The organism is Geobacter sp. 60473 (assembly GCF_036323535.1).
GTDB classification, from domain to species: domain Bacteria; phylum Desulfobacterota; class Desulfuromonadia; order Geobacterales; family Geobacteraceae; genus Geobacter; species Geobacter sulfurreducens.
In genome coordinates, this window is sequence record NZ_AP028967.1 from 1,897,342 (window position 1) to 1,923,079 (window position 25,738).

Consider the following 25,738-nt stretch of genomic DNA (forward strand, 5'->3'; position numbering starts at 1 on the left):
TTGGTCAGAGCGAGCATCAGGCAGGGCGCCGGAACACCACTATTTACTGAAATTTCACTACATTATCGATTTGGCAGAGAGGTTGCTATCGAGGGCAAAGACCCAACGAAGGGCATGACCACATACCAATGGAGGTAATCGATGGACTCTCTGTCAATGGTGACAGGTCTCAGGAACAGTGCCGACGTGCTGTTCCTCATGCTGGGTGCGGTCATGGTCTTTGCCATGCACGCAGGCTTCGCATTCCTGGAAGTGGGCACCGTCCGCAAGAAAAACCAGGTCAATGCCTTTGTAAAGATCCTCACCGACTGGTCCGTTTCAACCGTGGCCTATTTTCTGGTGGGCTTCCCCATTTCCTACGGAATATCCTTTCTCGTACCTGCCGGCGACCTTCTTGGCACCACCCAGGGATACGACCTGGTCCGCTACTTTTTCCTGCTCTGTTTCGCAGCATGCATCCCGGCGATCATCTCGGGCGGAATCGCGGAACGGGCCAAGTTCTGGCCCCAGGTGTTGGCGGGCGCCATCTTTGCCGGCGTCTCCTACCCCCTGTTCGAATCCCTGATCTGGGGCCAGAACGCCTCGCTGCTCCAGGGCTTTTTCAAAAGTGTAGGCGGAGCTGAATTCCACGACTTCGCCGGTTCGGTGGTCGTCCACTCCGTCGGCGGCTGGCTGGCTCTGCCGGCCGTACTGGTGCTGGGTCCCCGCATGGGGCGCTACGTACGCGGCAAGTCGCACCCCATCCCCATCAGCAACATACCGTTCCTGGCGCTCGGCTCCTGGATTCTCGCCGTGGGATGGTTCGGCTTCAATGTCATGAGCGCGGGGCACGTGGAGAAAATCTCGGGGCTGGTGGCGGTCAACTCGCTCCTGGCAATGGTCGGCGGCGTACTCGCAGCCATCGTTACGGGGCGGAATGACCCCGGCTTCGTTCACAACGGCGCCCTGGCCGGCCTCATCGCCATCTGTGCGGGCAGCGACATCATGCATCCCCTTGCAGCCTTCGCCACCGGTGCCGTGGCCTCCGTCATCTTCGTCTACGGCTTCCAGCTTGAGCAGGAACGGCTCAAGATCGACGACGTACTCGGTGTCTGGCCCCTCCACGGCGTCATCGGCACCTGGGGCGGCATTGCCGCAGGGATATTCGGCCAGCCGCTGCTGGGCGGCATGGGGGGCGTCTCCTTTGTCTCACAGCTCCTGGGAAGCCTCGCGGCCGTAGTCTTCGCCCTTGTCAATGGGTTCCTGGTCTATGGCATTCTCTCCCGCACCATGGGCATCCGGCTTACCGATGAACAGGAATTTGCCGGCGCCGACCTCTCGATCCATCAGATAGGCGCGTATCCCGAGGACCATGTGCGCTAACCCCGCCTGACATGTCGAACAAAAGGCCCCGCCGGGGCCTTTTGTTTTCCTGCCGCCAACCCCTCGGATTTTTTGACAATAATTCTAAAGTATTCTCTTTACCGACCGATGTGTTTACCATGGGGTACAGGTACGGCACATGCGTACCCGTATGCCGGACGAGAAATCAAACCGCAATCGGTGTGATGTCAAGCGGTTGGTATACAGGGCAAAGTGTGTCATAGTAGTGGTCGGACCGCATGACCACTACCACAGAAGCAACGGGGAGCATACATGTCGGACAAGAAGCAGTTGGGCGATCTTCTCGTGGAGGCTGGAATCATCACGATGAAGACCCTTGAGCGGGCCCTCGATCGGCAAAAGGGGAGCGGCAAGCGCCTCGGCCAGATCCTGGAAGAGATGGGGGTCATTAACGGCGACGAACTGATCGACGCTCTTTCAAAACAGTTTGCCTTCAAGACGGTGAGAGATTTCGCGGACTATGCGTTCCCCCCCGAGCTGCTCGCGCTTGTGCCCCAGGACATCGCGGTGCAGAAGCAGGTGTTTCCAATCAAGCAGAAGGACAACATGCTGGCGCTCGCCATCAATGACCCCTTCGACGTAGAAACGATCGATTTCTTGGGCAAAAAGAACGGAGTACAGATCATCCCGGTCCTGGCCACCCGTCAGGAGCTGCTGACTGCGATCGAAAAGCACTACCTGCACGGCAAAGCCAAGGATTCCCAGCGTCAGAAGATCCTGGTGGTTGAGGACACGCCGCCGGTGGCCACGATAATCCAAGTGGCCCTGCACAAGGAAGGATACGACGTCCTGCTGGCCGGTGATGGAGTGGAAGGGCTCAAAACCGCCGTGGCGGAAAAGCCCGATCTGATCATCTGCGACTCGGTCATGCCCCGTATGGATGGATTCAGTCTCATGCGGGCGATACGGGCAAACCCCATGATCGCCGACACCCCAATGATCCTCCTTACCTCCAAGGCTACCGGCGAGGACGAGCAGCGGGCCCTTGAGGCCGGCTTCATCGACTTCATCGCCAAGCCGGTCCAACCCATACGGATTGTGACCCGCGTGCGGCGGGCCTTCGATCTCCTGAAACGGTTCAAATAATACCCTGCCCCCAGCCTCGGAAAGTCGCCGGGGCAAGGGCCGGACCTCTCGACAAAAGGGGCGGCACGAATCCGATCGTGCCGCCCCTTGTGCAGTGCGCAAACTGGTTAGGTCTACCGTTCCAGGTACGCCACGGCCCGGCGCAACCGCCGCAGGGTCTCGTCCTTGCCGAGAGCCTCGACAACCTCGTAGATGCCGGGTGAAGCGGTGCCGCCGCACAGGGAAACGCGCACGGCCGGTCCAAGTTGCCCGAACTTGATCCCCTTTTCCGCAATGAACTCCTTGAACGCGGCCTCGAGCCCCGAATGGCTGAAATCGGCACACGCGTCGAGCTTCTCCGCGAGCGAGGCAAGCAGAGGCAGCGTTCCCGGCACCAGGTGCTTGGCGGCGGCCTCCTCGTCATAGCTGATTTCGCTCCGATAATAGAACAGGGCGCCGTCGGCCATCTCCACAAGAGTCCGCGACCGCTCCTGGAGGGTCTTTACCACCTGAGGGAGGTTCGGACCGGCCGATGGGTCGACACCACGCTCCCGGAGAAACGGCACCAGAAGCTCCGCGAGCCGCTCGGGCGAACTCTCCTTGATGTAGTGATGGTTGAGCCAGAGGAGCTTGTCCGGATTGAACACCCCTGCTGACTTGCCCACCGCTTCAATCGTGAACTTCTCGACAAGGTCCTGCCGGCTGAAGATCTCTTCGTCCCCGTGGCTCCAGCCGAGCCGCACCAGGTAATTGACCATCGCCTCGGGCAGGAACCCCATGTCGCGGTAAGCCATGACGCTCGTGGCGCCATGCCGCTTGGAGAGCCGGGTCTTGTCGGCGCCGAGGATCATCGGCACGTGGGCAAAGCGGGGCACCGGATAGCCCAGGGCCTCGTAGAGCAGGATCTGACGGGGCGTGTTGTTGATGTGATCGTCACCCCGGATGACAGTGGTGATCCCCATGGTTGCATCGTCGATTACCACCACGAAGTTATAGGTGGGAGTCCCGTCGGTGCGCTGGATGATCAGGTCGTCCAGTTCCTCGTTGTTGAAGGCGATCCGGCCCTTGATCAGATCGTCGAAGGCGGTCACCCCTTCGTGGGGGGCCCTGAAGCGGACCACAAAGGGCCTGTCGGCGTCCTGAGCGTCAAGCTCGCGGCAGGTACCGTCATACTTGGGCTTGCGCCCCTCCTTCATGGCCTGTTCGCGCCGTGCCTCCAGCTCCTCGGGCGTGCAGTAGCAGCGGTACGCCTTTCCCTCGGCCAGGAGCCGTTCCACGAACTCCCGGTAGACGGGAAACCGCTCGGATTGATAGAAAGGCCCTTCATCCCAGTCGAGGCCAAGCCACTCCATCCCCTGGAGGATGGCATCCACCGATTCCTGGGTGGAACGGGCAACATCGGTATCCTCGATGCGCAGGATGAATGTACCGCCCTGCTTGCGGGCCAGCAGCCAATTGAAGAGAGCGGTACGCGCTCCCCCCACGTGGAGATAGCCCGTGGGGCTCGGCGCGAAGCGCAAACGTACGTCGGACATGAAGTGCTCCTTACTCTCGGTCGTTATCGTCGTTGTCGGCAGGGGCTTCGGGACCGGCGATGCGATACTCCTCGTCGGCCCAGGCGGCCAGATCAACGGTCTTGCAGCGTGCCGAGCAGAACGGCCGGTGGGGATTCCCCTCCCAGACGGTTTCGGCTCGGCAGCGGGGGCATGTCAGTGTGGTAATCATCGGCATCTCGCGGTGAAACAAAAACCCCCAGGAGCAGGCGCATCCCGGGGACGTGCGGTATCGGACGGTCGGATCCCAAGCACGGAATACTACCGCCATCTCGCGTTTCCAGTCAATGTCAAAGTGGGATCAACGGAAGAACTGAAAGCCCCGACGGTGGAGTTCGCCCACCATGGCGTCGGGAACGACCCAATACATGTTGTCGGGGCCCAGAACGATGGAGACCGGCTGGTCCATGGCAAACGAATGGACCTGGGCCACTGAAAGAAAGGAGAAACGGTAGACTGGCTCTTCCACGTACATTGGCTCCCTGGGCGCTCAGCATCAGTACTTTATTTGATTCATCGGCATAACCTCAGGGAACTTTAACACAATAGTGCACCTGTTCAGCCAGTTCACCACAAGCTGGACGGTGGGAAATGACCAGCACGGTCTTCCCCCCGATCCGATTCGCCAGCGCTGCAATCACCCGTTGTTCGGTGGCCCAGTCGAGCCCTTCGGTGGGCTCGTCCAGCAGAAAAACCGGCGCGTCCTTCAGAAGGGCCCGGGCCAGGGCGATCCGGCGGGCCTCTCCTCCCGACACGGCGCCCCCCCCCTCGCCCACCGCGGTATCCAGACCCAGGGGAAGTCCGTCAATCCACTCGGCAAGGGCTGCGTCCCGGACGGCCCGACGCACCTGCTCCTCTTCGGCCGTCGGGTTGCCCAGAAGGATATTCTCTCTGATGGTGCCGTTGAAGAGGTGGGGCTGCTGGGGAACAGCAGCGATCAGCCCGCGAATAGCTTCCCCTCCCAGACCCCGGAGTTCGACTCCCCCCAGGGTGACGCTTCCTTCGTAATCGCGGAAGCGAAGGAGGATGTCGGCCACGGTGCTCTTGCCCGAGCCGCTTGGGCCCATGAGGGCCACCCGTCCCCCGGCAGGCACGTTCAGGTTGAAGCCCCGGAGTACCGGCAGGGAGGGGCCATGGGAGAACGAGACGTTGCGGAAGACAATCCCCGTGGTGGTCGGGAGAGGAGCCGGCGCAGCGGGTTCCGGCACCGGCGGCGGTGAATCGGCCAACTCGAGAATTCTTCGCGCCGACTCCCGGGCGGCTGGCAGGTGCTGGAGCGCAGCGGGCATTCCGCCGGCTGACTCGAAGGCAGCCGCGGCAAAGAGCAGCAGCATCACCAGCAACGGTCCGCCGAGTTCCCCGGCGGCAACCTGAAAGGATGCAATCGCAAGGACTGCGGCCACCCCGACCCCGCCGCAGACAATCCCACCCGCCAGGGTGACGCCTCCTCCTGCCGCCAGACGCTCCTGCTCCGCCACCAGCCGTCGCGAAAGATCATCAACCAGCGACGCCTGACGCTCGACCGCCCCCAGCAGGATCAGCTCCTCGCCGCCCTGAAGCCCTTCGGTCACGGCTTCCCGCAGGCTGCCGGCCAGTTCGGCGGAACGGCGGCCGGGCTGCTCCGCCAATCGGCGCGCCACCAGGGGCAGGCCTACCCCGGCGGCCAGCAGTGCGAGAAAAAGAACTCCGGCGGCAGAGGTGCTCCAGAGAGCAACAAAAGCCGTTGCAGCCAGGATAGCAACCCCACCGGCGGCGAGAGGGAGCATGATCCGCAGATAGAGACTTTCCAGGGCATCCACGTCCGACCGGAGCCTCCCGGCCACGTCTCCCCCGCCCAAACGCTCCAGCGCTGCCGGCGCCAGGGGCTCAAGCCTGCGGAAGAGCCAGACGCGCAGGAGGGCAAGGACCCGGAAGCCGGCCTCGTGGGTCGCCAGGCGCTCCACGTAGCGCCCCACGGTCCGCAGGATGGCGAGGCCCCGGATGGCGGCCGAGGGGAAAAAGTAGTTGAAGGCGGCGCCCGTGGTGCCGGCAACGGCCATGGAGGCGATGAACCAGCCGGAAATCGCCATGAGAAGCGCGTTGGCGGCGATAACGAGCACGGCGAGGAGCATGCCGGCCGCCATCCATGGCCACTGCCCGCGGGCCACGTCGAGGATGCGGAAGAGCTCTCTCATGCCGGGCCCTCCTGTGCCAGGACCGCTTCGGCGCCCATGATCCCTTCGATGGTACCTCCCGCGAGCACCGCCACCCGCCCGGCCCAGCGGATGGTCTCCTCTCGGTGGGAAATCACCAGTACCGTCCTTCCCACGGCGATCCGGTCCAGGGCATCGGCCACCAGGCGTTCGTTTTCGGGATCGAGACCGGCGGTCGGCTCATCCAGGACCACGAGTGTCGCCCGGCGCACAAACGCCCGCGCCAGGGCCAGCCGCCGCAGCTCGCCCCCGGACAGCCCCGCGCCCCGATCGCCCAGCTGGGTTTCAAGCCCCTGGGGCAGCCGTTGGATGAAAGGCGTTGCCGCCGCCCCATCAAGGGCGGCACGGATATCGTCATCGGAGGCATCCGGCCGGCCGAGCAGAAGGTTCTCCCGAATGGTCGCCCTGAAGAAAAAGGGACGTTGGGGCACCCAGGCGATAGTCGACCGCCAGGCATCCGGCTGTATGAGGTCCAGGTCGATCCCGTTAACCGTTATCCTCCCCTGCTCCGGCCGGGCCAGCCCCACCAGAAGCCGGACCAGCGTCGTCTTGCCTGCGCCGCTCCCTCCCGCCAGCGCCGTGATGCTGCCGGCCGGCAGCTCCAGGTCGATCCCCTGGACCCCGCCCCGTTCGCCGCCATAACGGAAGCCGACCCCTTCGAATCGGACGGCCGGCGCTCCCGGCGGGACGGGCAGCCCGTCCATCCCGCCATGGGGCAGGGGAAGGGACATGAGGGGGGCGAGCCGCTCGGCGGCGGCCACCCCCTGCATCCGGGCATGGTAGGAGAGCCCCAGCGTCCGGAGCGGCAGGTAGAATTCCGGCGCCAAGAGCAGCACGAAGAGGCCATCCACGAGCCCCAGGCTCCCGGACAGAAGCCGAAAGCCCACCACTACGGCCACCACCGCTGTGCCCACGGTGGCGAAAAACTCCAGGGTAAAGGCCGAAAGGAAGGCAATCCGGAGCACCGCCATGGTCGCCTGGCGATACTCCTCGGAAACCCGCGCCACGGCCTCGGCCTCGCGCTTGACCGCTCCGAACAACTTCAGGTCCGGCAGACCCTGCACCAGGTCGAGAAGGTGTCCGGCCAGCCGGGAAAGCCGGCCCCACTGGCGCCGGTTGAGGCTTTCGGATCCCCGGCCGATGAGGACCATGAACAGGGGAATGAACGGGGCGGAGAAGAGGAGGACGAGGCCGGCGCGCCACTCGGCCGGGACCACGACGAACAGGACCGCCGTCGGCAGGAGCGCCGCCAGGGCCAGATGGGGCAGAAAGCGGGCCACGTAGGGTTCGAGCCCTTCCACGCCCGCCGTCACCGCTTCCACCAGAGGGCCGGTCTCCTCCCCTGCCCTGCCGGCCGGTCCCAGGGCCAGGAGCCGCCGGTAGAGAGCGCTGCGCACCCGTTCCTTGAGGCGCGCCGCAGCCGCGGCGGAACGCCGTTCGGACACAAGGGCCAACAGGCCCCGCCCGAGGGCCACGGCGGCAACGGCTGCCGCAAGGGGAAGCACCGACTCTCCTCCGGCGCCTTCGATAACCACCCGATGGCAGGCCGACGCCAGAAGCCGGGCCTGGAGGATGACCAGCAGCCCGGCCACGAAGGCACAACCTATCGCGACCAGGAGAGGACCCCGCACCTGCCGGGCCTCGCCCATGAGCCACTGCTCGGGCCGTTGCCCGGTATGCTCAGGCGTGTCGTTACTCATGAAGGGATGAATCTTCAGGCAACGGTCCCGGCAATGACGCCGGCGCCGTTGGGGAGATCCAGGGGAATGCGCCGCAGGTCGCGCACGCCGGCTGCCGCCATCATGGCCGTCAGCTCACCTTCGGCATAGGACTGTCCCCGCGCTGTCCCCACCAGCATGTTCAGTGAAAAGAGGGCCGGGAAGAGCGGCCCGTCCTTGTCATCGTTCAGGATAAACTCCTGGACCATGATGATGCCTCCGGGCTCGAGGGCTGCCACCGCCTTCCCGAGGATGACTGCGCACCCTTCGGGCCCCTCGGAGTGAAGAATCTGGGAGAGCCAGGCCACGTCGTACCTCCCCGGGATTTCCCCGGAGAGGAAATCCCCCTCCTCGAAGGAAACCCGGTCGGCCAGCCCGAAGCGGGCAATAGTCCGCTCGGCAAAGGGGCGGGTGGTGGGAAGGTCGTAGACCACGGCCCGAAGGCCGGGGTTGTGGAGACAGAACTGGATGGCCCAGGTGCCGGGGCCGCCCCCCAGGTCCAGGAGCCGTTGCCGGCCAGAGAGATCAAGCCGGGGCACCACCTTCGGAGCCGCCAGCATGGCCAGGTTGAACATGCCCATCAGAAAGCTCTCCCGCGCCGCTTCGTCGCTGCCGTGGGACGAGCTCTGCCGAACCGGCCCGCCGCTGCTCACCGCTTCGTCCAGGCGCGCCCACCCGGCCACCAGGTGATGGTGGTGGCTGATGATATGGCCCAGGTAATCGGGCGAATCCTGCGAGAGAAAGCGGCAGGCGGCGGGAGCTGCCCCGTAGCGCTCTCCCCGCTTGCGCACGAGCTCCATGGCGGTGAGGGCATCCAGGAGCATGCCGAGGGCCCTGCCGTCGACGCCCAGCCGCTCCGCAAGTTCCCCGGCCGAGAGATCCCCGCCGGCAAGAGGGGTAAAGACATCGAGACTCACTGCGGCGTGGAGCGCGCCGATGTTCCAGTAGCCGCTCGAAAGTTGCAAGAGTTCTGCCGGTGTCCAGTTTTTCGGTTCCATGCGTGCCTCCGGTCGAAAGCTGTTTCACCCGTCCGAGAATGGCTCAACCACGGGATAATGACAATGAACATACCCGCGCCACTGAAATATGCAAGATCCTTTATTCCGATTTCGGTGTGTGTACGGCAGTTGAACGGCTGCACTGCGCCCCATGCCGTCGGTGGAACCCGTGCGCAAGCGGTCATCCAAATGGCCGGCCAAGGGATGCGCATAAAGAAATTGCCGTTATACTTTAGGAGATTCAATCGAAGCACGGCAGCCTTCCGACCGGGTCGTGACGAACCGGAAGGTACCAGAGGAGATCGTATGAAATCGACAACCACGAGAGCGCTGCGGTTGGCCTGCATCATCGTCGTCATGCTCATGATACCGGCAGGCTTACTTGCGCAGGACGAAGAGAGCGCACCCGAGCAGGCAAGCACATTCAGCAAAGAGGAACTGACCCAGATGCTTGCGCCGATCGCCCTCTACCCCGACTCATTGACGGCCCAGATCCTGATGGCCTCCACCTATCCGCTGGAGGTGGTGGAGGCGGAGCGATGGCGGCGGCAAAACATGGGCCTTAAGGGTGAAGAGCTGGATAAAGCCCTCCAGGAAAAGTCCTGGGACCCCAGCGTCAAATCGCTCTGCCATTTCCCGGAGGTTCTTTTCGCCATGAGCGAGAAGCTCGACCAGACGAGGAAGCTGGGCGATGCCTTCCTGAGCCAGGAGGACGATGTTACGGCCACCATTCAGGAACTGAGGCGCAAGGCTGACGAGCAGGGAAATCTCAAAACAACCGCCGAGCAGAAGGTCACCCACGAGAAGGAAATCATCCGGATCGAACCGGCCGACCCGACCGTCGTTTATGTGCCGGTCTACAATCCGTTGTACGTGTACGGCCCCTGGTGGTATCCCGCCTATCCGCCCTACTACTGGTACTATCCGCCGGGATTCGCCATCACGGGCGGCTATATCGGTTTCGGCCCGCGGGTTTTTATTGGTTTCGACCTCTTCGCCTGGGCCTGGTTCGATTGGCCGGTCCACCGGGTCTACGTGGACATCAACAAGACGAGAAGGTTCCACCATTACCGTTATCGAGGGGATGTTGTCCGCCACGTCTGGCAGCATAACCCCGTTCACCGGAGGGGAGTAGCCTATCGGGACAGGAGAACGAGCGAGTTCTACGGCAAGCGGCCGCCCCGCATGGCACCGGTAAGGCCGGAAACGCGCGGCTACCCCGGCAAATTCCCGGGCGGCAGGCCGGAGAGCAGGCAGCAGCTGCCGAATCGTGAGCGGCGTGACGTGCAGGACACATCGCTGCCGGGGAAAGGTCCCGGGCAGGTCCAGCGGCGGGACAGCACGATCGCGCCACAGGCGCAACCACCCCAGCGCGAGCAGGTGCAGAAGCCGGCAAGACGCGATACCCCCTTCCAGGGCGTGGGCGAAGGTTCGTTTGAACGCCGGGCCATCAAACGCGGCGAGTCCAGCATCCGGGGCGTCACACCGGCGCCCCAGGGAGGAAGCAGAGGGGGCTGGAGCGGCCAGCGGGCACCATCCGGCGGCGGCAGAGGGGGCGGCGAAATGAGGCTGCCGGGAGGCGGTGGTGGCGGTGGCCGCGGTAGTGGCAAGAAGGAGTTCAGATAGCACCAGCCACTGCCGGACGTTTCGTTCCCCGAGAGCACCACTGCGCGCAGAGGAGAAGACACATGAAACAGTTCGCATCCTACCACCAAGGCGCACGCGGCCGGCTGGCCCTGGCGGCCGTTATCGCAGCCGTTGCCATGCTCCTGTCGCTGATCGCCTCGCCCTCGACGGCCGCAACCGTTCGGTACAAAACCTTCGCCTCCCCCGACGAAGCGGTCAAGGCCCTTGTTGCTGCCGTAAAAGCGCATGACGGGAAGGAACTGCTGCTGATTCTGGGCCCCGGCAGCAAGGAGTTGGTCTCTTCGGGCGACGAGGTGGCGGACAAGACGGATCGGGAACGTTTCCTCAATTCGTTTGAACAGGCGAATCGGCTTGAGCGGAAATCGGCAACCACGGCCGTCGTACACGTGGGCCCCGACCAGTGGACCATGCCGATTCCCATTGTGAAGAAAGGCTCCCGCTGGGCCTTCGACGTGAGGAAGGGAAAGAGCGAGATTCTGAAACGGAGGATCGGCCGGAACGAGTTGCACGTCATCGATGTGCTCGACGCGTACGTGGATGCCCAACTGGAGTATGCGAGCAAAGATTGCCGCGGCGGAGGCAAGGTCGAGTTCGCCCAGCGGCTTTTCAGCACGGAAGGAAACCGTGACGGGCTCTACTGGGAAGCGAAGGAGGGTGAGTTGCAGAGCCCCCTCGGCCCGTTGGTGGCCCAGGCGGCAAAGGAAGGGTATGCGCCGGAGCGCAACCTCTCCCCCTTCCACGGCTACTACTTCAAGATACTCAAGGGCCAGGGAAAGCATGCCGTTGGGGGCGCGTACCACTATGTGATCAAGGACAAGATGCTTCTTGGTTTTGCTCTGGTTGCCTATCCCGCCGAATACGGCAACTCGGGGGTGATGACCTTTATCGTGAATCAGGCGGGTAAGGTGTACGAAAAGAATCTCGGCAAGGAAACGCGGCGCAGGGCCGAGTCCATGGAGCTGTTCGATCCCGATCCCACATGGAAGCCGGTGAAGACCGAGCAGACGCCCAGCAGGAGAAATTAGACACGTCGGATCCCGGTGCTGCCGGCGATCACCTCCCGCAGTACTGCGCCCAACTGCTCGATACTGTAAGGCTTGTTAACGGCTCCGCAGAAGCCGAAGTCTGCGAAGTGCGACACGATCGGATCGTTCGAATAGCCGCTGGAGACGATGACCTGAGCAGCGGGATCGATCTCCAGCAGGCGTGCTACGGTATCCTTTCCTCCCATGCCGCCCGGTATGGTCAGGTCCATGATGACAACGGCAAAGGGATCATTCTCATCCTGCGCCTGCCGGTAGAGTTGTAGTGCCCCCTCTCCCTCGCAGCAGGCCACGGCATCATAGCCAAGGAGCTTCAGTGCCCCAACAGCCATGTCGCGGACCATCTCATCGTCGTCCATGACCAACACTCTCCCTCCCCCCCGCAGGTGAATATCCACGTCTGGTTCCTCTGTGGTGACGACAATGTCCGAGGCCGGAAGTTCGACCGTGAACACTGTGCCGGTGCCGGGTTGCGAGCTCACCCTGATTTCGCCGTCATGGTTGCGGATTATGGAATAGACCGTGGCGAGCCCCAGACCGCTCCCCTGCTGCTTGGTGGTGAAGTAGGGGTCGAATATCCGGGAGAGGTACTTCTCGGGGATGCCGACACCGGCGTCGATAAATTCAATCCTCACGCGCCTGCCGTGCCGACCGGCCGGCGGCACGTTCTCCGCCCTGACTGTAAGCACACCCCCCTCGGGCATTGCCTGATCGGCGTTGATGACCAAATTGTTCACCACCTGGCTCATCTGGCCCGGATCGACTTCCACCGGCCAGAGCTCATCGGGGATGGCAAAGGAGCATCGGACATTGGCCCCCCGGAGGGCGAAGGTCGCAGAATCGATCAGGAGATGGGCCAGAGAGGTGACCTTTTTCATCGGTGCACCTCCACGCGAGAAGGTGAGGAGTTGCTGAGTGAGATCCCGGGCGCGGTCGGACGCCCGCTGGGCCCGATCCAGCAGGGGGTAGGCCTCATGGTCTTCGGCAACGATCATGCGGGCCATGGAAATATTGCCCAGGATGCCGGTCAGCAGGTTGTTGAAGTCATGTGCGATCCCTCCGGCGAGCACGCCGAGGGATTCGAGCTTTCGGGCACGGAACAGCTCTTCCTCGATCTCCTTTTTCTGGGTCATGTCGCGGAAAACAAGAACAACGCCGAGGATGGCCCCGGCCGCATCACGGATCGGAGCGGCCGAGTCGGCAATGATCCGCTCGGTTCCGTCGCGGCTCACGAGGACCGTGTGGTTGGCCAGTTCGACTATCCGGCCCGTTGCCAGCACCTCGTCCACCGGATTCTTGATGGAGGCGTGCGTCGTTTCGTTCACGATGGGAAAGACCTCGGCCAGGGGCCTCCCCGAAGCCTCTTCCTGGCTCCAGCCGCACAACTGCTCGGCCACCTTGTTCAGCAGTACTACCCGGCCGGCCGTATCGACGGAAATGACGCCATCGCCGATGGAGCGCAGCGTCACCGCCAGCCGCTCCTTCTCGCTCTCAAGGGAGTCGCGCACTGTTTTCAAGTCGGTGATATCGGTGACGATGCCAACCAGGGACTGGAGGCTGCCATCGTCGTTTTCCAACCGCTTGCCGGACAGATAGCCCCAGAAATCGCCGCCGTCCCTGCGAAGGTAGTGCCGCTCTGTGGTCACATGGTCCACCTCTCCGGTGATGAGCCTGCGCATCCGCTGGTCGCCCGTTGCCCGTTCCGCCGGTTGGAGCAGGTCGGGATAGGGTGTTCCGATGAGTTCGTCGAGGGTGCAGCCGAACATTTCAGCCATACGCTGGTTGGCGAAACTTATGGTTCCCTCAGGAGAAACGAGGATTATCCCTGCCCGTGACGTGTCAAAGATCACCCGAAGTCGTTTTTCGCTCTCGCGCAGGGCCTCTTCGGCGCGAATCCGGTCAGTAATGTCCAGCATCACCCCGACGAGTCCCCGGAGATCTCCGTTGCCCCGCTCAATGGCCGATTTGTATAAGATCACATTATGGAGCAGCCCGTCTGCGTAGCGGACCTGGGCCTCATAGACCTGGGTCCCCCGTTGCGCCATGAGTTCAAGGTCGGCCTGGTGATAGATCTGCGCCAGTTCGGGCGGTGATATGTCGTGAACCGTTGAACCGATGATCCGCTCCTTCGGGAAACCGAGATAGTCGGAGAACGCCCGGTTGCAGTTCTCATAGACGCCGTTGTCGTCCTTGAAGAAAATCGGATTGGGGATCGACTCGATGATGGTATTGAGGAGCTCCCTGCTGGCGCTCAGTTCCTGCTCGATCCGCTTGCGCTCGGTGATGTCCTCGGCAATGCCGAGATATCCCTCGAATTCTCCGTCTCCTCCCGGTATCGGGGTGACCGTGAGCTTAACGAGGATATGGCTTCCGTCCCGCCGGACATAGGTCCATTCGCGGCTCTCGGAGCCACCGTGGCGGGCGTTCTCCACAAAAACGTCAAAACCTTCCACCGGATGGCCGAGGTGTGTGCTCAACTCTTCCCCCCGGAGTCGAATCTCCCTTTCGTCATGAAATACAAGAGGTGTGCTCCGGCCCACCAATTCCTCCGACCCGTAGCCGAGCATCCGTTCGGCGCCCCGGTTGAACAGGGTGATCAGCCCGGTCCGGTCCGTGGAGATGATGGCCACCTCAGTTGCCGCGTTGAGCACCGACTGCAGTTGTCCGTTGGCCACGGCCAGGGCTCCCCTGGCCTCCTCAAGCTCCTGTAGCCGCTGGCGGAGCTCGGGATAGTAGCTCTTGCGCGCCGACAGGTCACCGAAACCGCTGATGTCTTCGCGGAGACGATCCCAGTCGCTTACCGGGTCCCGCTCAGAGGGCTTCCGCATAGATCCTCTCAATATCGTTCTGGTCGGGCCTGCGCGGGTTGGTTACCATGCAGGCATCACAGAGGGCATGGGCGGCAAGGTACGGAATATCCTCATTGCGTATCCCACGGACGCCAAGGGTTGCATCGATTCCCACGTCGTGCCGAAGTGAGCAAATGCCGTCCCTGATCACTTCAAGCCAAGTGTCCTTTGCCAGACCGGCAAACCGGAGCCCCATGGCCTCGCCGATCACACGGTAACGCTCCGGCACCTCGGGGAAGTTGTAGGCGACAACCGGTTCCAGTAGCATGGCGTTACACTCCCCATGGGGCAAGTCGAACGTGCCACCCACACTGTGGGACATGGCGTGAACCGCGCCGAGACTGGCGTTGGAGAAAGCAAGCCCCGCCTGGAGGCTGCCGAGCATCATGTTGGTTCGCGCCTCCAGCGACTCCGGCTCCCTCACCGCATGCCGCAGGTTGGCCGCAACAAGGCGCACTGCTTCGAGGGCATGGAGGTCGGTGAGGCGGGAACCCGCACTGGACACATACGCCTCGATACCATGTACCAGTGCGTCCATACCGGTGCATGCGGTCAGGTAAGGATCCATGCTTATGGTTGTGAACGGGTCGATAAATGCCACGTCAGGCACCAGCGCCTTTGAGACAATCGCCATCTTGAGCCGCCGCGCCGTGTCCGTGATGATGGCGAACTGTGAAAGCTCAGCAGCACTGCCGGAAGTGGTCGGGACACAGAAGAGCGGCGGCATGGGGACCGTCACCCGATTCACCCCGGCGCATTCTTCAATGGCACAGTGGTTGGAGCTGACAACGCCGATTCCCTTGGCACAGTCGAGGGGGCTGCCTCCCCCCACGGCCACCAGGGCATCGCAGCGTTCAGCCGTGTAGAGCGCTGCCCCGGCAGCCACCTCGTTGTCGCGTGGATTGGGTGAGACGTCTGAATACAGCACAACTTCTATCCCGACCGATTCGAGGCTTGCTATCACCTGACCTGTCCAGCCGGCATTGATGACACCAGGGTCGCTCACCACCAGCACCCGTTGCAGGTCAAACAGGACGGCGTACTGGCCGACCATGTTCCGGGCACCGACACCATGGACTATCTCGGGACACACGAACCTTCTCACACCGATTCCTCCTTCCTGGCGGCGCAGGCCACCAGGATCTGATCATTTGCCCGGCTGACCCGCATGGTATCCGGCTTACAATTCAGAGGAAACTTCAAAACAGGAGTATAGTTTTTATTACCGAATAGATATGATATAGTTATCGGCAAGAATAAACCATAATTGAGAGAGAATTATCCAGACAGTAAAACAATGGATACAAGGTCGAGGATAGTGAGGGGCGATGCAGCCCCGGAGGCGGGATACACAGCGTGGATCAACAACGGATACTGGTGATTGACGACGATGAAGATGTACTTTTTCTTATCGAGTACGCACTGAAGCGCCTCGGAGTTACGCCCCACTGCGTCACCGATGGAGCCCGGGGCATTGATCTCTACCGGAACAGCATCGAAACCGGCACACCCTATGCGGCGGTTATCGTTGACATGTGCCTGCCCGGGGGCAAGGGAGCCCGCGAGCTTGTCGGCCCGCTTCTCGCCATTGACCCGTCGGCAAAGATCTTTGTCACCAGCGGTTATCCCGACGACCCCTGCCTCACCGACTACCTGAGCTACGGGTTCCACGGCGCCATTCCAAAGCCGATCACCTATGAGGTACTGCGGGATATGGTGGTACCTGTTCTGCGGGACTTCGCCGGCTGTCCCTGACGTTCCCTTCTCACTTTTTCTCTCCGCCGCCCAGGTAGTCCCCCAGCACGCTGCGACTGTGCTCGTCGTCGTGGCACCAGACACAGAGGTTCTCCCAGTTACTGCCATCGGGGGGATTGTTATGGTGGTTGCCGTCCCGGTGGTGCACCGTGAGCAGGTGCAGATTGTTGAGCTCAAACTCCCGGCCGCACTTGGCGCAGATCCAGCCGTGGATCTTCAGCGACTGCTCCCGGTAGCTGCCGGGGCCGGACTGTTCCGCACGCATGCGCCGAACCATCTCATCGAGCTCGGCATCGCTGCGCACGGGTGGCTTGCCGGGCCTGCGGGGCCGAAATGACTGTCCCATCTCACGCCTCCCGTTGATCGGCGGTGGTACACCAAAACAGCCTGCCCCCGTCGAAGATCATGGTGAGCCGCCCCTCTTCGGACAGGAAGGCGAGGATGGAGCGGATGGTATTGCCCACCAGCACGTACTGGTTCGGGTCGAGAACGATGCCGTACTCCCCGCAGACGCGTTCAAGCACCGTTTCAAAGGAGGCCGGCGCCGCGCAGCAGGACTCTACAAAGGAAACGGTCTGGCGCACCCGCTGTTCATTGACTTCTATCAGCGGGCCGATCTCCGGGGACGGTGCGCCGTGGCTCGGCACATAGATGGAAGCGTCCAGTTCACGCAACCGCTGGAGCGATGCCAGGTGCTCCCTGACGTCGTAGAGGTAGAAGATGGGGTACTTGGCGAGGATTGACTCCGGAAACAGGCTGTCGGCGGCAAAGAGGACGCCGTCCGGGGTACGGATGCCGATCATGCCGAAAAAGTGGCCGGCCAGCGGGACCGCCTCCAGCCCCGTGTCAAGGATAGGGCCGATGGCCTCGATGATGTCGGTGACCGTGGACGGCTTGGCCATGAGGAACTTGTTGCGTAGCGCCTTCACGGGATAGCCGCCGTAAAGAAAAGACGGCTCGAGGATGGGGTTGGCGATGAAGGCCGCCTCCGGGACCGTGGCGGCGACGCGGCAGCCGGTCTTTTTCTGGAGAAAGGCATTGCCGCCGATATGGTCGGCATTGGAGTGGGTGTTGACGATGAGGTCAAGGGTCCACCCCTGGCCGTTCAGGAGCTTCAGGATCTGACGTCCCGCCTCCTCGTCATTGCCGCTGTCGATGAGCACGGCCCGTCCGTTGCGCACATACACGCCGATGGCGGCCGGTGCGGGGATGAGCCAGGTATTGCCTGCCAAGTGTCGAAGGGTGAGAGAAGCCATAGCTCTACCTCGCTGAAGGGAAGTGGGACGGAGGGTGCGCCCCGTCTTGCATAATCGGCAAAACCAATCATACTTCACGTGGATGGGGAGGCACACTCGGAACGGAAAAGGAGGCACCCATGAAACGTCTGCTGCTGTTCGCCTGCCTGGCAACGCTCGTGACCGCCGGCGAATGCCGGGCCGGTTTTCTCGATGAACTGACGCAACGGGCCGCGCCGCTGCTGCAGGGTTCAGCCCTCGACGACGCCACGGTGGTCAAGGGCCTGAAGGAGGCACTGGCCACGGGCACGGAACGGGCAGTGAACGCCGTGGCAAAGCCCGACGGCTATTTCGGCAACCAGTTGGTCAAGATCCTCCTGCCGGAAAAGATCCGCACGGCAGCCGACGTCCTCGGCACCCTCGGGTACCGCAAGCAGGTGGACGAATTCGTCCTGAGCATGAACCGGGCGGCCGAGAAGGCAGCGCCAAAGGCCGCAGGGCTCTTCGGCGATGCGGTTCGGCAGATGACCTTTGACGATGCCAAGAAGATCCTCAACGGCGGAGACCGGGCAGCCACCACGTTCCTGGAAGGGAAGACCCGCCCCAAGCTGTTCGAAGAGTTCAAGCCGGTCATAGCCAAGAGCATGTCCGAGGTGGGAACCACCCGGGCGTACCAGGAGATGATCGGCAAGTACGAGGCCCTTCCCCTGGCGGCCCTGGCGGGCGGGACCTCCCTTGACCTGGACACCTACGTGACCGACAAGGCCCTGGACGGTCTCTTCACCATGCTGGGCGAAGAGGAGAAAAAAATCAGGACCAACCCCGCGGCCCGCACCACGGACCTGCTCAAGACCGTGTTCGGCTCCAAGTAGGGGGCGGATGCCCCGTTTTACCCCTTACCGTCCTCTGCGTCTCCCTCCCCCGGCCTGGGGAGCCCCTTTATCCGCGGGAGGGAAAGGCCGAAGCGCATGGCGAGCAGACGCAGAACAAGGGTGACCGTCAGACAGGTGAAGAGCTGGACCTGCTCTGGCGCGCCGGCGGCCCGGAGCGCCACGAAGCATGCGCCGCCGAGGATGGCCGCGCTGGCGTAGAAGTCGGTGCGGAGCACGGCGGGGATCTCCATCACCAGGATGTCCCGCACCACGCCGCCGCCGGTGGCGGTCATGGCCGCCATCATGACGATGCCGAAGCCGCCGAGCCCGCCCGCGGCCCCCTTTTGGGCACCGATGGCGGCAAAGGCGCCCAGGCCCACGGCATCGGCCACCATGACCCAGTCCCAGAGCGGGGCGAGCCGGCCGGCGGCCAGAAAGACCAGGAGCCCCCCGGCCACGCAGATGGCCAGATAGGATTCATTCCTAAAGACCATGGGCGGCGTGGTCCCCAGGAGCAGATCGCGGATCATGCCGCCCCCCACCCCGGTGGCAACCGCCAGCACAAGCACTCCGAGAAGGTCCAATTCGTGCTTGATCGCCCTGAATGCCCCTGACAGGGCGAAAACGAACGTCCCGAAGACGTCCAGCGCATAAATCATGATCCGGCTCCACCCTTAGCAGCAGACATCGCCCGATTCCCGCCTGAAGACGAGTCCCTCTCCGTGCTCATTGGTAATGTAGTCAAGTATCTGGTCGTCCAGGAGGGAGCGGAAATTACTGGTCACCGCCACCTCGATACCGTTCAGGACCATCCGCTCATCATTGTCTGCCGGCTCATCCAGAGCCAGTCCCAAACGGGGACCGCCTCAGCCGAACCCCTCAAAGACAACGCGCAGAATCTTTCCGGGGTGCTCCCCCACAATCGGCGCGAGAACCGCTTTTGCCGCATCAGTGATCGTCATGTCATGCTCTCCTTTCATCGTTGAGCAGATCCGCTATCTGCTCGATCTTATCGCCCTTGTCGCTGCCGCCGTGGGAGCCGTCCGCGTCGGCGCGGCAGACCTCCAGCAGCAGCGGCAACAGGGGGTGGTCCAGGAAACGGCGCTGATTGCGGGTGAGCCGCGCGTCCGGCGTCAGGTTCCAGGAGAGGTGGAAAGTATGGTGCCTGACCAGCCAGGCCACGTCCGCGGCCAGCTCCGGGATTCCCAACCGCTCCATGACCGCCGGCACCATGGCTGCGCCGCGCTCGGCATGGCCCCAGGCGCGCCAGCGCCCGCTGATGAATTCGGTGGTCTCCGCCTTGCCGATATCGTGCAGGAGCACCCCCCAGAAAACACGCGGATCAGCCCCGCCGTCTACGGCCGACAGGGCGAGCATGGTATGGACGAAAGCGTCGCCCTCTGCGTGATAGACCTCGGGCTGGGGTACGCCCCGCAGCCGCGCAACCTCCGGGAGGCGGCGGTCGAAGCTGCCGTCGGCCAGCCAACGGTCCACCAGCTCACGGCAGTGACGGGCGATCTCCGAGACCATCTCGCCCTCCTGTGCAGCTTCGGTTCTCATCGGACGCGGTTCACCAGTTCGGCGAAGGTTGTTGCGAGAACGTTCACCTCATTGGCGATCCGTCCGTCGGGCGCTCCCACGGCCACGGGGCCGTAGTGCCCGGCCGAGGTGAGCCCCTGGACGATACAGCCGTGGATCAGGAATGCCTTGAGGATATCGAGGACCACCGTGTCGCCCCCGCCGCCGATCATCCCTTCCGAAGTGAACGCGGCAGCGGCCCTGCCGTCGAGTTTCCTGAAGTACTTTACGCTCTCGTCGATGAACTTTTTCACGGGCCAGGCCATGGTGCCGAAGTAGTTGGGAGAGCCGACGATGAAGCCGTCATAGGAGGGGAGCGTGTCGATATCGACCTCCTCGACCTTGATCAACTCAACGGTCAGATCTCTGGTCACGAGGCTGTCGGCGATCATGCGGGCCATTTTTTCAGTATTGCCGCTGCGCGAGTAATAGGTAACGAGTACTTTTTTCACTGGTCTCTCCTGTTGCTGGTGTCGTGTCGGCTGCTATCCGCCGGAGGCGCTGCAACTGATCTGCCCTCCGCCGCCGGTGCATCAAAGAGGCGCGAGGCTGCGGCGAGTTGCTCCGGCGTGCCGAGCAGCAATACGATGTCTCCCTCGTGCAGGACCCAGACCGGGTCGGGGTTGGGGGTCACCTCGTCCCCCCGCTTGATCACCAGGAGCGTGGCGCCCGAGCGGGCTCGCAGGGTCCCCTGCCGCAGGCTTTCCCCTTCAATGGAGGCACCCTTCTTGACGCGGAAGGTGGCGATCTCCGCGCCGGAGAGGTACCCGGCGATCCCCACGGCGTGGCTGTGCCGGCGGCTCATGGTGCGGAACATGTCGTAGGAGCCCCGCCGGATTTCGCCCACGCACTGCTCGATCTGATCCTGGGGGACGAGGAAGTTGCGCAGGACCCGGGAGAATATCTCGATGGACGTTTCGAACTCCTCCGGCACCACCTCATTGGCGCCCAGCTTGTACAGGGGCTCCATTTCAGCAATATAGCGGGTCCGGACGATAATGTGGATGGTGGGGCTCATCTGCCGCGCCAGGGCCACGACCCGGCGGCTGGCGGCCGCGTCGGAAATGGCGATGACGATGCTGCGCGCGCGCTCCACTGCTGAGTGGGTGAGAACCTCGGGCCGGGTGGCGTCGCCGAACATGATGCGGGTTCCCTTGCTTTTCTCCGTGGAGACCGTGAAGGGATTGGTCTCGATCACCACGTGGGGGATCTTCTGGACCTTCAACACCCGGGAAAGATTCCTGCCATTGACGCCGTAGCCGACCACGATCACGTGATCCGTCAGGGAGAGCTTCTTCTCTTTCCCCCGCAGCGCACCCCGTCCCCGGATCAGGGGAGTCGGCAGAACCCCCACCAGATACGATGCCACCGGTGCGCCGACCTTGAGGCAGAGGGGGGTGAGGGCCATGGTGGCCACCGATGCGGCCAGAAATATCTGGTAGAACTCCTTGGAGAGGAGGCCGTACTGCATGCCGGTCTGTGAGAGGATGAATGAGAATTCGCCGACCTGAGCCAGGGACAGGGCCGTGACGATGCCCACCCGTGCAGGGATGCCGAGGGCCATGGCCGCCCCGCCCGTGACCAGAAACTTCACCACCAGGATGGTCAGAACGAGCGTGGCCACCAGGACCGGCTGCCGAACCAGGACGGACAGATCCAGCAGCATGCCCACGGAGATGAAAAACAGGCTCATGAAGGCATCGCGGAACGGGATGATGTCTCCCAGGGCCTGGTGGCTGTACTCCGATTCGGAGATGGCAAGGCCGGCGATGAACGCCCCCAGGGCCAGCGACAGTCCCACCTGGGCCGTGAGCCAGGCCGTGCCGAAGCCGATAAAGATGATCGTAAGGATGAAGAGTTCGCGGCTGCGGCTCTTGACCACCTGCTCGAATATCCAGGGGACCAGGAACCGGGAGCCGAAGTGGGCCACCACCACCACGGCCGCCGCCTTGAGAGACACCAGGACTATCCCTGCCCAGCCGTTGCCGGCCCCTGCCAGGAAGGGGGTAAAGAGCATGAGGGGGACCACGCAGAGGTCCTGGAAAATCAGGATGCCGAGCGCCATCTTGCCGTGGGGTGTGTCCATCTCCCCCTTGTCCATCAGCAGTTTCATGAGGATGGCGGTACTGGAGAGGGCCACCAGGAAGCCGAAGAAGGTGGCCTGGGAGAGTGGTATGCCGAAGGCGTATGCCAGGACCGCCACGATGGCGATGGTGACCCCCACCTGCATCCCCCCGCCCCAGAAGACGAGGTGCTTGATTCGCATCAGCTCCTTGAGGGAGTATTCGATGCCAATGGTGAAGAGCAGGAGCACCACCCCGATCTCGGCCATCTGCTCGACCTGGTGGGTATCCTTGATGAGCCCCAGGGCGTAGGGCCCGGCCAGGATGCCGGTGGCGAGAAAGCCGATAATGGAAGGGAACATGAGCCGGCGCAGGAGCACCACCGTAAAAACAGCCAGCCCGAAAAGTATTTCCATGTCACGGAGTACCTGAAATTCCACGAAGACCTCATCTTGAATCTTGGAAGGGGCCGGCTTCCGGACCTGAAGCCATGGCAGCCCCAAAGGATGGGATGGCTCCCCGCCGGTCAGAGCACCGTTCCGGTTCTGATCATTTCCAGCGAAAGGAGTGCGGCAACTGAATCAAGCGGCGCGGCCGGTGGTCAAGGCGGTGTTTCGAGCATGGCGCGTATCGCGTTGATTCGCTCACGGTCGGCCAGGAGGTGCACCGTGTCCCCCGCCTCGATGAGGGTGCCGCCGCCGGGGACAACGAACTCCCCTCGTCTCTGGATCAGGACGATAAGCGATCCCGGTGGGAGATGGAGATCCACAATCTGACGATTCACGGCCGATGACGCGGGCGAGATCTCAACCTCAACCAGTTCGCCCTTTTCCTCGTCAGACGGCTCGAACTCGAAAGGACGTCGGGGCTTGGCGGAAATGGGGGCGTCCAGGCCAAGCCAGCGGGCCGCCAGGGGGATCGTGGACCCCTGGAGGAGCGCCGAGGTAAAGACTATGAAGAAGACAATGTTGAAAATCATCTCCGCCTTGCCGACACCGGCCATCAGCGGAAAGGTTGCAAGCACGATGGGGACCGCTCCGCGCAGGCCGACCCACGAGATCATTGTCTTTTCCCGAACGGTCATGGGGGTAAAGAGGAGCGTCGCAAAAACGCTGACGGGCCGGGCCACCAGCATGAGAAACGCAGCCGTGCACAGCCCCACGAGCGTCACGGGAACGAGATGAGAGGGAAAAACCTGCAGTCCGAGAATCAGGAACATGGTGATCTGCATCAGCCAGGCAAGACCGTCGTGAAACCGGATAAGGCTCTTTTTCTGCACGAAGGAGCTGTTCCCCATGACCAGCCCCGCCGCATAGACCGCGAGAAAGCCGTTTCCTTTCAGCAGGACGGTGCCGCTGTAAATCAGAAGCACCAGGGTCAGGGTGAGCACCGAGTAGAGGCCTTCGTACTCCAGGCGAAGCCGGTTGATCAGGAGAACTCCCCCCTTGCCCAGGAGATAACCCGCAGCCCCGCCGACCACCATTTGCCACAGGACCAGAAGGGGGAGATGGTAGAGTTTGGCTCCGGGATCCACGAGCAGGGAAATAATGGCAACGGTCAGGAAGACCGCCATGGGGTCGTTGCTGCCCGACTCCAGTTCGAGAAGCGGTTTCAGCTCACCGCTGAGACTCACATTGCGAGAACGGAGCACCGAAAACACAGCAGCAGCATCGGTGGAGGAGACGATGGCCCCCACCAGCAGCCCTTCGAGCAACGAAAAGTCGAGGACCGCATGGATAAACCAGCCGACCAGCAATGCAGTGACAAACACTCCCAGGGTAGAGAGGATCAGCGCCCGGCCCAGCACCGGCCGGACTGATCGCCAGTTGGTGTCGAGTCCTCCGGCAAAAAGGATATAGGCCAGAGCAACAATGCCAAGTGACTGGACGAGGATCGGATTGTCGAACTGAAAGCCGCCCGGTCCGTCGGAGCCGGCCAGCATCCCCACCAGGAGGAAGAGAAGAAGTGCCGGAACTCCCAGGCGGCTCGATACCTTGCTGGCGAGGATGCTCACCAGCAACAGAAGGGAAACGCCTAAAAGTAGATATTCGAATGGGGTCATTGGTAACGAAATCCCCGCGTGGAAAGTGCGATGTCACGGCTGGCCACGGGCCCGTCACACTCAGAGGTACTGTTTCAGCCCGCGACGTTCCAGTTCTTCCACTATCTTCCTGACATCCTGGGCCCCATCCCTGGTGCATACCATCAGGGCATCGGGTGTATCGACAACAACCAGATCTCTGACCCCCACCAGCGCCACGAGTTTTTCACCGCGCACCACACAGCCGTTCGAGTCAACACTGATTACGGTCTCGCCTGCGAGACGGACGGTACCGTCGTCGTCGGGGGCAATCAAGCCGGGCAGCGCGCTCCAGCTGCCCACATCGCTCCAGCCGAAGGAGGCGGGGAGCACCAGCACGTTGTCGGCCTTCTCCATGACGCCGTAGTCGATGGACTGGCCGGAGACCATGGCATAGACGGCCTCGATCTGGGGAGCGAGATCGGCCGGCTCCCAGATGTCGGCATCGAAGGCAATGCCGGCAAAGGCCCGGGCCAGGTCGGGCATGTGGTTGGCGATCCGGTCGAGGATCACGTCGGCACGCCACATGAACATGCCGCTGTTCCAGTAAAACCCGCCGGCGGCCAGGTACTCGGCCGCAGTGGCCGCATCGGGTTTTTCGACGAAGCGTTTTACCGGATACGGACCGTCGCCCCGCAGGTTCCGGTCGGCCTCAATGTAGCCGTAGCCGGTTTCGGGACGGTCCGGAAGGATGCCGAAGGTGACCAGCCAACCGTTCATGGCCGGCTCGCGCCCCCGCTGGAGAGCGGCACAGAAGGCATCCTCGTCGGCAATGTAGTGGTCGGCCGGCAGCACCGCCATGACCGCCTCCGGATCGTGGCGGGCGATGAGGGTGGCGGCCAGGGAAATGGCCGGCGCCGTATTGCGCCCCATGGGCTCCTCGATCACGTCGATGCGTATCCCCCTCAGGTACTCCAGCTGGCGCCGGGTTTCGTCCGCCTGCAGATGGTTGGTGACCACCAGGATGCGCTTGGGATTGAGGGGGATTACCCGCTCCACGGTCCGTTGCAGCATGGACTTCCCGCCAAAGACCGACATGAGCTGTTTTGGATGGGCCTTGCGCGACAGGGGCCAGAAACGGGTGCCGGAGCCGCCGGCGAGGATGACGACGTACATGGGGAGCCCTCCGGGAGATTCAAGCTGACGACGAAGACGCAGGAATGAGGTGAAACCGGGGTACCCGGGACCTTCATCCCTGCGACTGATGGGGAAAACCTGTTAATTCAGCGACTGGTAGCCGACTTCGAGCACGGTGAAGACCGCTTCGCCTGCCGGACGGCGGACGTGGATCTCGTCTCCCTCCCGGCGACCGAGCAGTGCCTTGCCCATGGGGGAGTCGAGACTGATGTGCCCCTTGGCGGCATCGGTCTCGTCCGGGCCGACAACCCGGTAGATGACCTCGTCGCCCTCCTCGTTTTCGAGCCGCACCCAGGCACCGAAGAAAACCTTGTCGGTGGCAGGGGGCGGAGCGTCAACAACCGTGAGGGCATCGAGCCGCTGTGTAAGGAAGCGGATACGGCGGTCGATCTCCCGCAGCCGCTTCTTACCGTAAATATACTCGGCGTTTTCAGATCGGTCACCCTCGGCGGCCGCATCGGCAACGCCCTGGGTGACCCGGGGGCGCTCCTCCTTCCAGAGCCAGGTCAGCTCGGTCCGGAGTTTCTTCGCCCCCTCGGGAGTGATGTAGTTGGAATGACCTGCCATCCG

24 protein-coding genes are annotated in these 25,738 nt (G+C 62.8%); 6 read left to right on the forward strand and 18 right to left on the reverse strand.

The genetic code is table 11. From position 1 onward, the window contains the following. Nucleotides 1–141 precede the first annotated feature (141 nt). Together AABA48_RS08525 and AABA48_RS08530 are read left to right on the forward strand one after the other, a co-directional pair. Nucleotides 142–1,362, forward strand: a complete 1,221-nt coding sequence (locus AABA48_RS08525) for an ammonium transporter (protein ID WP_286350088.1) — start codon at nt 142–144, stop codon at nt 1,360–1,362. Between the two features lie 273 nt (nt 1,363–1,635). Then, complete coding sequence (locus tag AABA48_RS08530) at nt 1,636–2,469, forward strand: response regulator (protein ID WP_286350089.1); 834 nt, start codon at nt 1,636–1,638, stop codon at nt 2,467–2,469. A gap of 113 nt (nt 2,470–2,582) precedes the next feature. Here the strand turns inward: AABA48_RS08530 and gltX are convergent, their stop codons facing one another. The 6 genes from gltX to AABA48_RS08560 form a co-directional block, all read right to left on the reverse strand. Next, nucleotides 2,583–3,983 carry a glutamate--tRNA ligase gene (gene gltX, locus AABA48_RS08535; protein ID WP_286350090.1) on the reverse strand — a complete coding sequence of 467 codons (1,401 nt, stop codon included), beginning with the start codon at nt 3,981–3,983 and terminating at the stop codon, nt 2,583–2,585. A gap of 10 nt (nt 3,984–3,993) precedes the next feature. Continuing rightward, complete coding sequence (locus tag AABA48_RS08540) at nt 3,994–4,173, reverse strand: DNA gyrase inhibitor YacG (protein ID WP_349256843.1); 180 nt, start codon at nt 4,171–4,173, stop codon at nt 3,994–3,996. Between the two features lie 129 nt (nt 4,174–4,302). After that, nucleotides 4,303–4,470, reverse strand: a complete 168-nt coding sequence (locus AABA48_RS08545) for a hypothetical protein (protein WP_010941874.1) — start codon at nt 4,468–4,470, stop codon at nt 4,303–4,305. Between the two features lie 58 nt (nt 4,471–4,528). Then, a complete protein-coding gene (gene cydC, locus AABA48_RS08550; protein ID WP_286350091.1) occupies nt 4,529–6,175 on the reverse strand; it encodes a thiol reductant ABC exporter subunit CydC in 1,647 nt (548 codons plus the stop codon). Beyond that, the gene (gene cydD, locus AABA48_RS08555; RefSeq protein ID WP_286350092.1) at nt 6,172–7,893 is read right to left on the reverse strand and encodes a thiol reductant ABC exporter subunit CydD; all 1,722 of its coding nucleotides are present in this window, start codon (nt 7,891–7,893) and stop codon (nt 6,172–6,174) included. Before cydD ends, cydC begins: the two co-directional genes overlap by 4 nt. A 14-nt stretch (nt 7,894–7,907) precedes the next feature. Continuing rightward, nucleotides 7,908–8,909, reverse strand: a complete 1,002-nt coding sequence (locus AABA48_RS08560) for a methyltransferase (RefSeq protein WP_286350093.1) — start codon at nt 8,907–8,909, stop codon at nt 7,908–7,910. A 306-nt stretch (nt 8,910–9,215) separates the two neighbouring features. On the opposite strand from AABA48_RS08560, the gene AABA48_RS08565 reads away from it, so the two are divergent. Continuing rightward, on the forward strand, nt 9,216–10,535 hold the full coding sequence (locus AABA48_RS08565; protein WP_286350094.1) for a DUF3300 domain-containing protein: 1,320 nt from the start codon (nt 9,216–9,218) through the stop codon (nt 10,533–10,535). Nucleotides 10,536–10,597: 62 nt separating this feature from the next. After that, nucleotides 10,598–11,581: a DUF2950 domain-containing protein gene (locus tag AABA48_RS08570; RefSeq protein WP_286350095.1), complete on the forward strand. Its 984-nt coding sequence runs from the start codon at nt 10,598–10,600 to the stop codon at nt 11,579–11,581. Here the strand turns inward: AABA48_RS08570 and AABA48_RS08575 are convergent. After that, a complete protein-coding gene (locus AABA48_RS08575; RefSeq protein WP_286350096.1) occupies nt 11,578–14,427 on the reverse strand; it encodes a hybrid sensor histidine kinase/response regulator in 2,850 nt (949 codons plus the stop codon). The two genes, AABA48_RS08570 and AABA48_RS08575, sit on opposite strands and share 4 nt — an antisense overlap. After that, nucleotides 14,411–15,553 carry an alcohol dehydrogenase-like regulatory protein ErcA gene (gene ercA, locus AABA48_RS08580; protein ID WP_286350097.1) on the reverse strand — a complete coding sequence of 381 codons (1,143 nt, stop codon included), beginning with the start codon at nt 15,551–15,553 and terminating at the stop codon, nt 14,411–14,413. The genes AABA48_RS08575 and ercA overlap by 17 nt, the downstream gene beginning before the upstream one ends. Before the next feature lie 251 nt (nt 15,554–15,804). Between ercA and AABA48_RS08585 the strand changes: the two genes are divergently transcribed. Continuing rightward, nucleotides 15,805–16,203, forward strand: a complete 399-nt coding sequence (locus AABA48_RS08585) for a response regulator (RefSeq protein WP_286350098.1) — start codon at nt 15,805–15,807, stop codon at nt 16,201–16,203. 10 nt (nt 16,204–16,213) lie between these two features. Here the strand turns inward: AABA48_RS08585 and AABA48_RS08590 are convergent, their stop codons facing one another. Together AABA48_RS08590 and AABA48_RS08595 are read right to left on the reverse strand one after the other, a co-directional pair. Then, on the reverse strand, nt 16,214–16,549 hold the full coding sequence (locus tag AABA48_RS08590) for a YajD family HNH nuclease (RefSeq protein WP_286350099.1): 336 nt from the start codon (nt 16,547–16,549) through the stop codon (nt 16,214–16,216). Between the two features lies 1 nt (nt 16,550). After that, nucleotides 16,551–17,459 (reverse strand): MBL fold metallo-hydrolase, encoded by a 909-nt coding sequence (locus tag AABA48_RS08595; protein ID WP_286350100.1) that lies wholly within the window; start codon nt 17,457–17,459, stop codon nt 16,551–16,553. Nucleotides 17,460–17,578: 119 nt separating this feature from the next. Between AABA48_RS08595 and AABA48_RS08600 the strand changes: the two genes are divergently transcribed. After that, nucleotides 17,579–18,310 carry a DUF4197 domain-containing protein gene (locus AABA48_RS08600; protein WP_286350101.1) on the forward strand — a complete coding sequence of 244 codons (732 nt, stop codon included), beginning with the start codon at nt 17,579–17,581 and terminating at the stop codon, nt 18,308–18,310. A gap of 17 nt (nt 18,311–18,327) precedes the next feature. Here the strand turns inward: AABA48_RS08600 and AABA48_RS08605 are convergent, their stop codons facing one another. The 8 genes from AABA48_RS08605 to greB all read right to left on the reverse strand — a co-directional run bounded on the left by AABA48_RS08605 (nt 18,328) and on the right by greB (nt 25,735). After that, the gene (locus AABA48_RS08605) at nt 18,328–18,969 is read right to left on the reverse strand and encodes a trimeric intracellular cation channel family protein (protein WP_286350102.1); all 642 of its coding nucleotides are present in this window, start codon (nt 18,967–18,969) and stop codon (nt 18,328–18,330) included. A 15-nt stretch (nt 18,970–18,984) separates the two neighbouring features. Next, the gene (locus tag AABA48_RS08610; RefSeq protein ID WP_286350103.1) at nt 18,985–19,272 is read right to left on the reverse strand and encodes a HesB-like protein; all 288 of its coding nucleotides are present in this window, start codon (nt 19,270–19,272) and stop codon (nt 18,985–18,987) included. Between the two features lies 1 nt (nt 19,273). Then, nucleotides 19,274–19,840 carry an HD domain-containing protein gene (locus AABA48_RS08615; protein WP_286350104.1) on the reverse strand — a complete coding sequence of 189 codons (567 nt, stop codon included), beginning with the start codon at nt 19,838–19,840 and terminating at the stop codon, nt 19,274–19,276. 26 nt (nt 19,841–19,866) lie between these two features. After that, nucleotides 19,867–20,340 (reverse strand): flavodoxin family protein, encoded by a 474-nt coding sequence (locus AABA48_RS08620; protein ID WP_286350105.1) that lies wholly within the window; start codon nt 20,338–20,340, stop codon nt 19,867–19,869. Continuing rightward, complete coding sequence (locus tag AABA48_RS08625) at nt 20,337–22,391, reverse strand: monovalent cation:proton antiporter family protein (protein WP_286350106.1); 2,055 nt, start codon at nt 22,389–22,391, stop codon at nt 20,337–20,339. The genes AABA48_RS08620 and AABA48_RS08625 overlap by 4 nt, the downstream gene beginning before the upstream one ends. Before the next feature lie 161 nt (nt 22,392–22,552). After that, on the reverse strand, nt 22,553–24,013 hold the full coding sequence (locus AABA48_RS08630) for a potassium/proton antiporter (protein ID WP_286350107.1): 1,461 nt from the start codon (nt 24,011–24,013) through the stop codon (nt 22,553–22,555). Between the two features lie 60 nt (nt 24,014–24,073). Further along, on the reverse strand, nt 24,074–25,147 hold the full coding sequence (locus AABA48_RS08635; RefSeq protein ID WP_338269924.1) for a mannose-1-phosphate guanylyltransferase: 1,074 nt from the start codon (nt 25,145–25,147) through the stop codon (nt 24,074–24,076). A 102-nt stretch (nt 25,148–25,249) separates the two neighbouring features. Next, on the reverse strand, nt 25,250–25,735 hold the full coding sequence (gene greB, locus AABA48_RS08640; protein WP_286350109.1) for a transcription elongation factor GreB: 486 nt from the start codon (nt 25,733–25,735) through the stop codon (nt 25,250–25,252). Between the last annotated feature and the right edge of the window lie 3 nt (nt 25,736–25,738).

Coding starts and splice junctions, on each gene's coding strand:
- AABA48_RS08525 (WP_286350088.1), top strand. CDS start 142: ATGGACTCTCTGTCAATGGTGACAGGTCTCAGGAACAGTGCCGACGTG.
- AABA48_RS08530 (WP_286350089.1), top strand. CDS start 1,636: ATGTCGGACAAGAAGCAGTTGGGCGATCTTCTCGTGGAGGCTGGAATC.
- gltX (WP_286350090.1), bottom strand. CDS start 3,983: ATGTCCGACGTACGTTTGCGCTTCGCGCCGAGCCCCACGGGCTATCTC.
- AABA48_RS08540 (WP_349256843.1), bottom strand. CDS start 4,173: ATGATTACCACACTGACATGCCCCCGCTGCCGAGCCGAAACCGTCTGG.
- cydC (WP_286350091.1), bottom strand. CDS start 6,175: ATGAGAGAGCTCTTCCGCATCCTCGACGTGGCCCGCGGGCAGTGGCCA.
- cydD (WP_286350092.1), bottom strand. CDS start 7,893: ATGAGTAACGACACGCCTGAGCATACCGGGCAACGGCCCGAGCAGTGG.
- AABA48_RS08560 (WP_286350093.1), bottom strand. CDS start 8,909: ATGGAACCGAAAAACTGGACACCGGCAGAACTCTTGCAACTTTCGAGC.
- AABA48_RS08565 (WP_286350094.1), top strand. CDS start 9,216: ATGAAATCGACAACCACGAGAGCGCTGCGGTTGGCCTGCATCATCGTC.
- AABA48_RS08570 (WP_286350095.1), top strand. CDS start 10,598: ATGAAACAGTTCGCATCCTACCACCAAGGCGCACGCGGCCGGCTGGCC.
- AABA48_RS08575 (WP_286350096.1), bottom strand. CDS start 14,427: ATGCGGAAGCCCTCTGAGCGGGACCCGGTAAGCGACTGGGATCGTCTC.
- AABA48_RS08590 (WP_286350099.1), bottom strand. CDS start 16,549: ATGGGACAGTCATTTCGGCCCCGCAGGCCCGGCAAGCCACCCGTGCGC.
- AABA48_RS08595 (WP_286350100.1), bottom strand. CDS start 17,459: ATGGCTTCTCTCACCCTTCGACACTTGGCAGGCAATACCTGGCTCATC.
- AABA48_RS08600 (WP_286350101.1), top strand. CDS start 17,579: ATGAAACGTCTGCTGCTGTTCGCCTGCCTGGCAACGCTCGTGACCGCC.
- AABA48_RS08605 (WP_286350102.1), bottom strand. CDS start 18,969: ATGATTTATGCGCTGGACGTCTTCGGGACGTTCGTTTTCGCCCTGTCA.
- AABA48_RS08615 (WP_286350104.1), bottom strand. CDS start 19,840: ATGGTCTCGGAGATCGCCCGTCACTGCCGTGAGCTGGTGGACCGTTGG.
- AABA48_RS08630 (WP_286350107.1), bottom strand. CDS start 24,013: ATGACCCCATTCGAATATCTACTTTTAGGCGTTTCCCTTCTGTTGCTG.
- AABA48_RS08635 (WP_338269924.1), bottom strand. CDS start 25,147: ATGTACGTCGTCATCCTCGCCGGCGGCTCCGGCACCCGTTTCTGGCCC.
- greB (WP_286350109.1), bottom strand. CDS start 25,735: ATGGCAGGTCATTCCAACTACATCACTCCCGAGGGGGCGAAGAAACTC.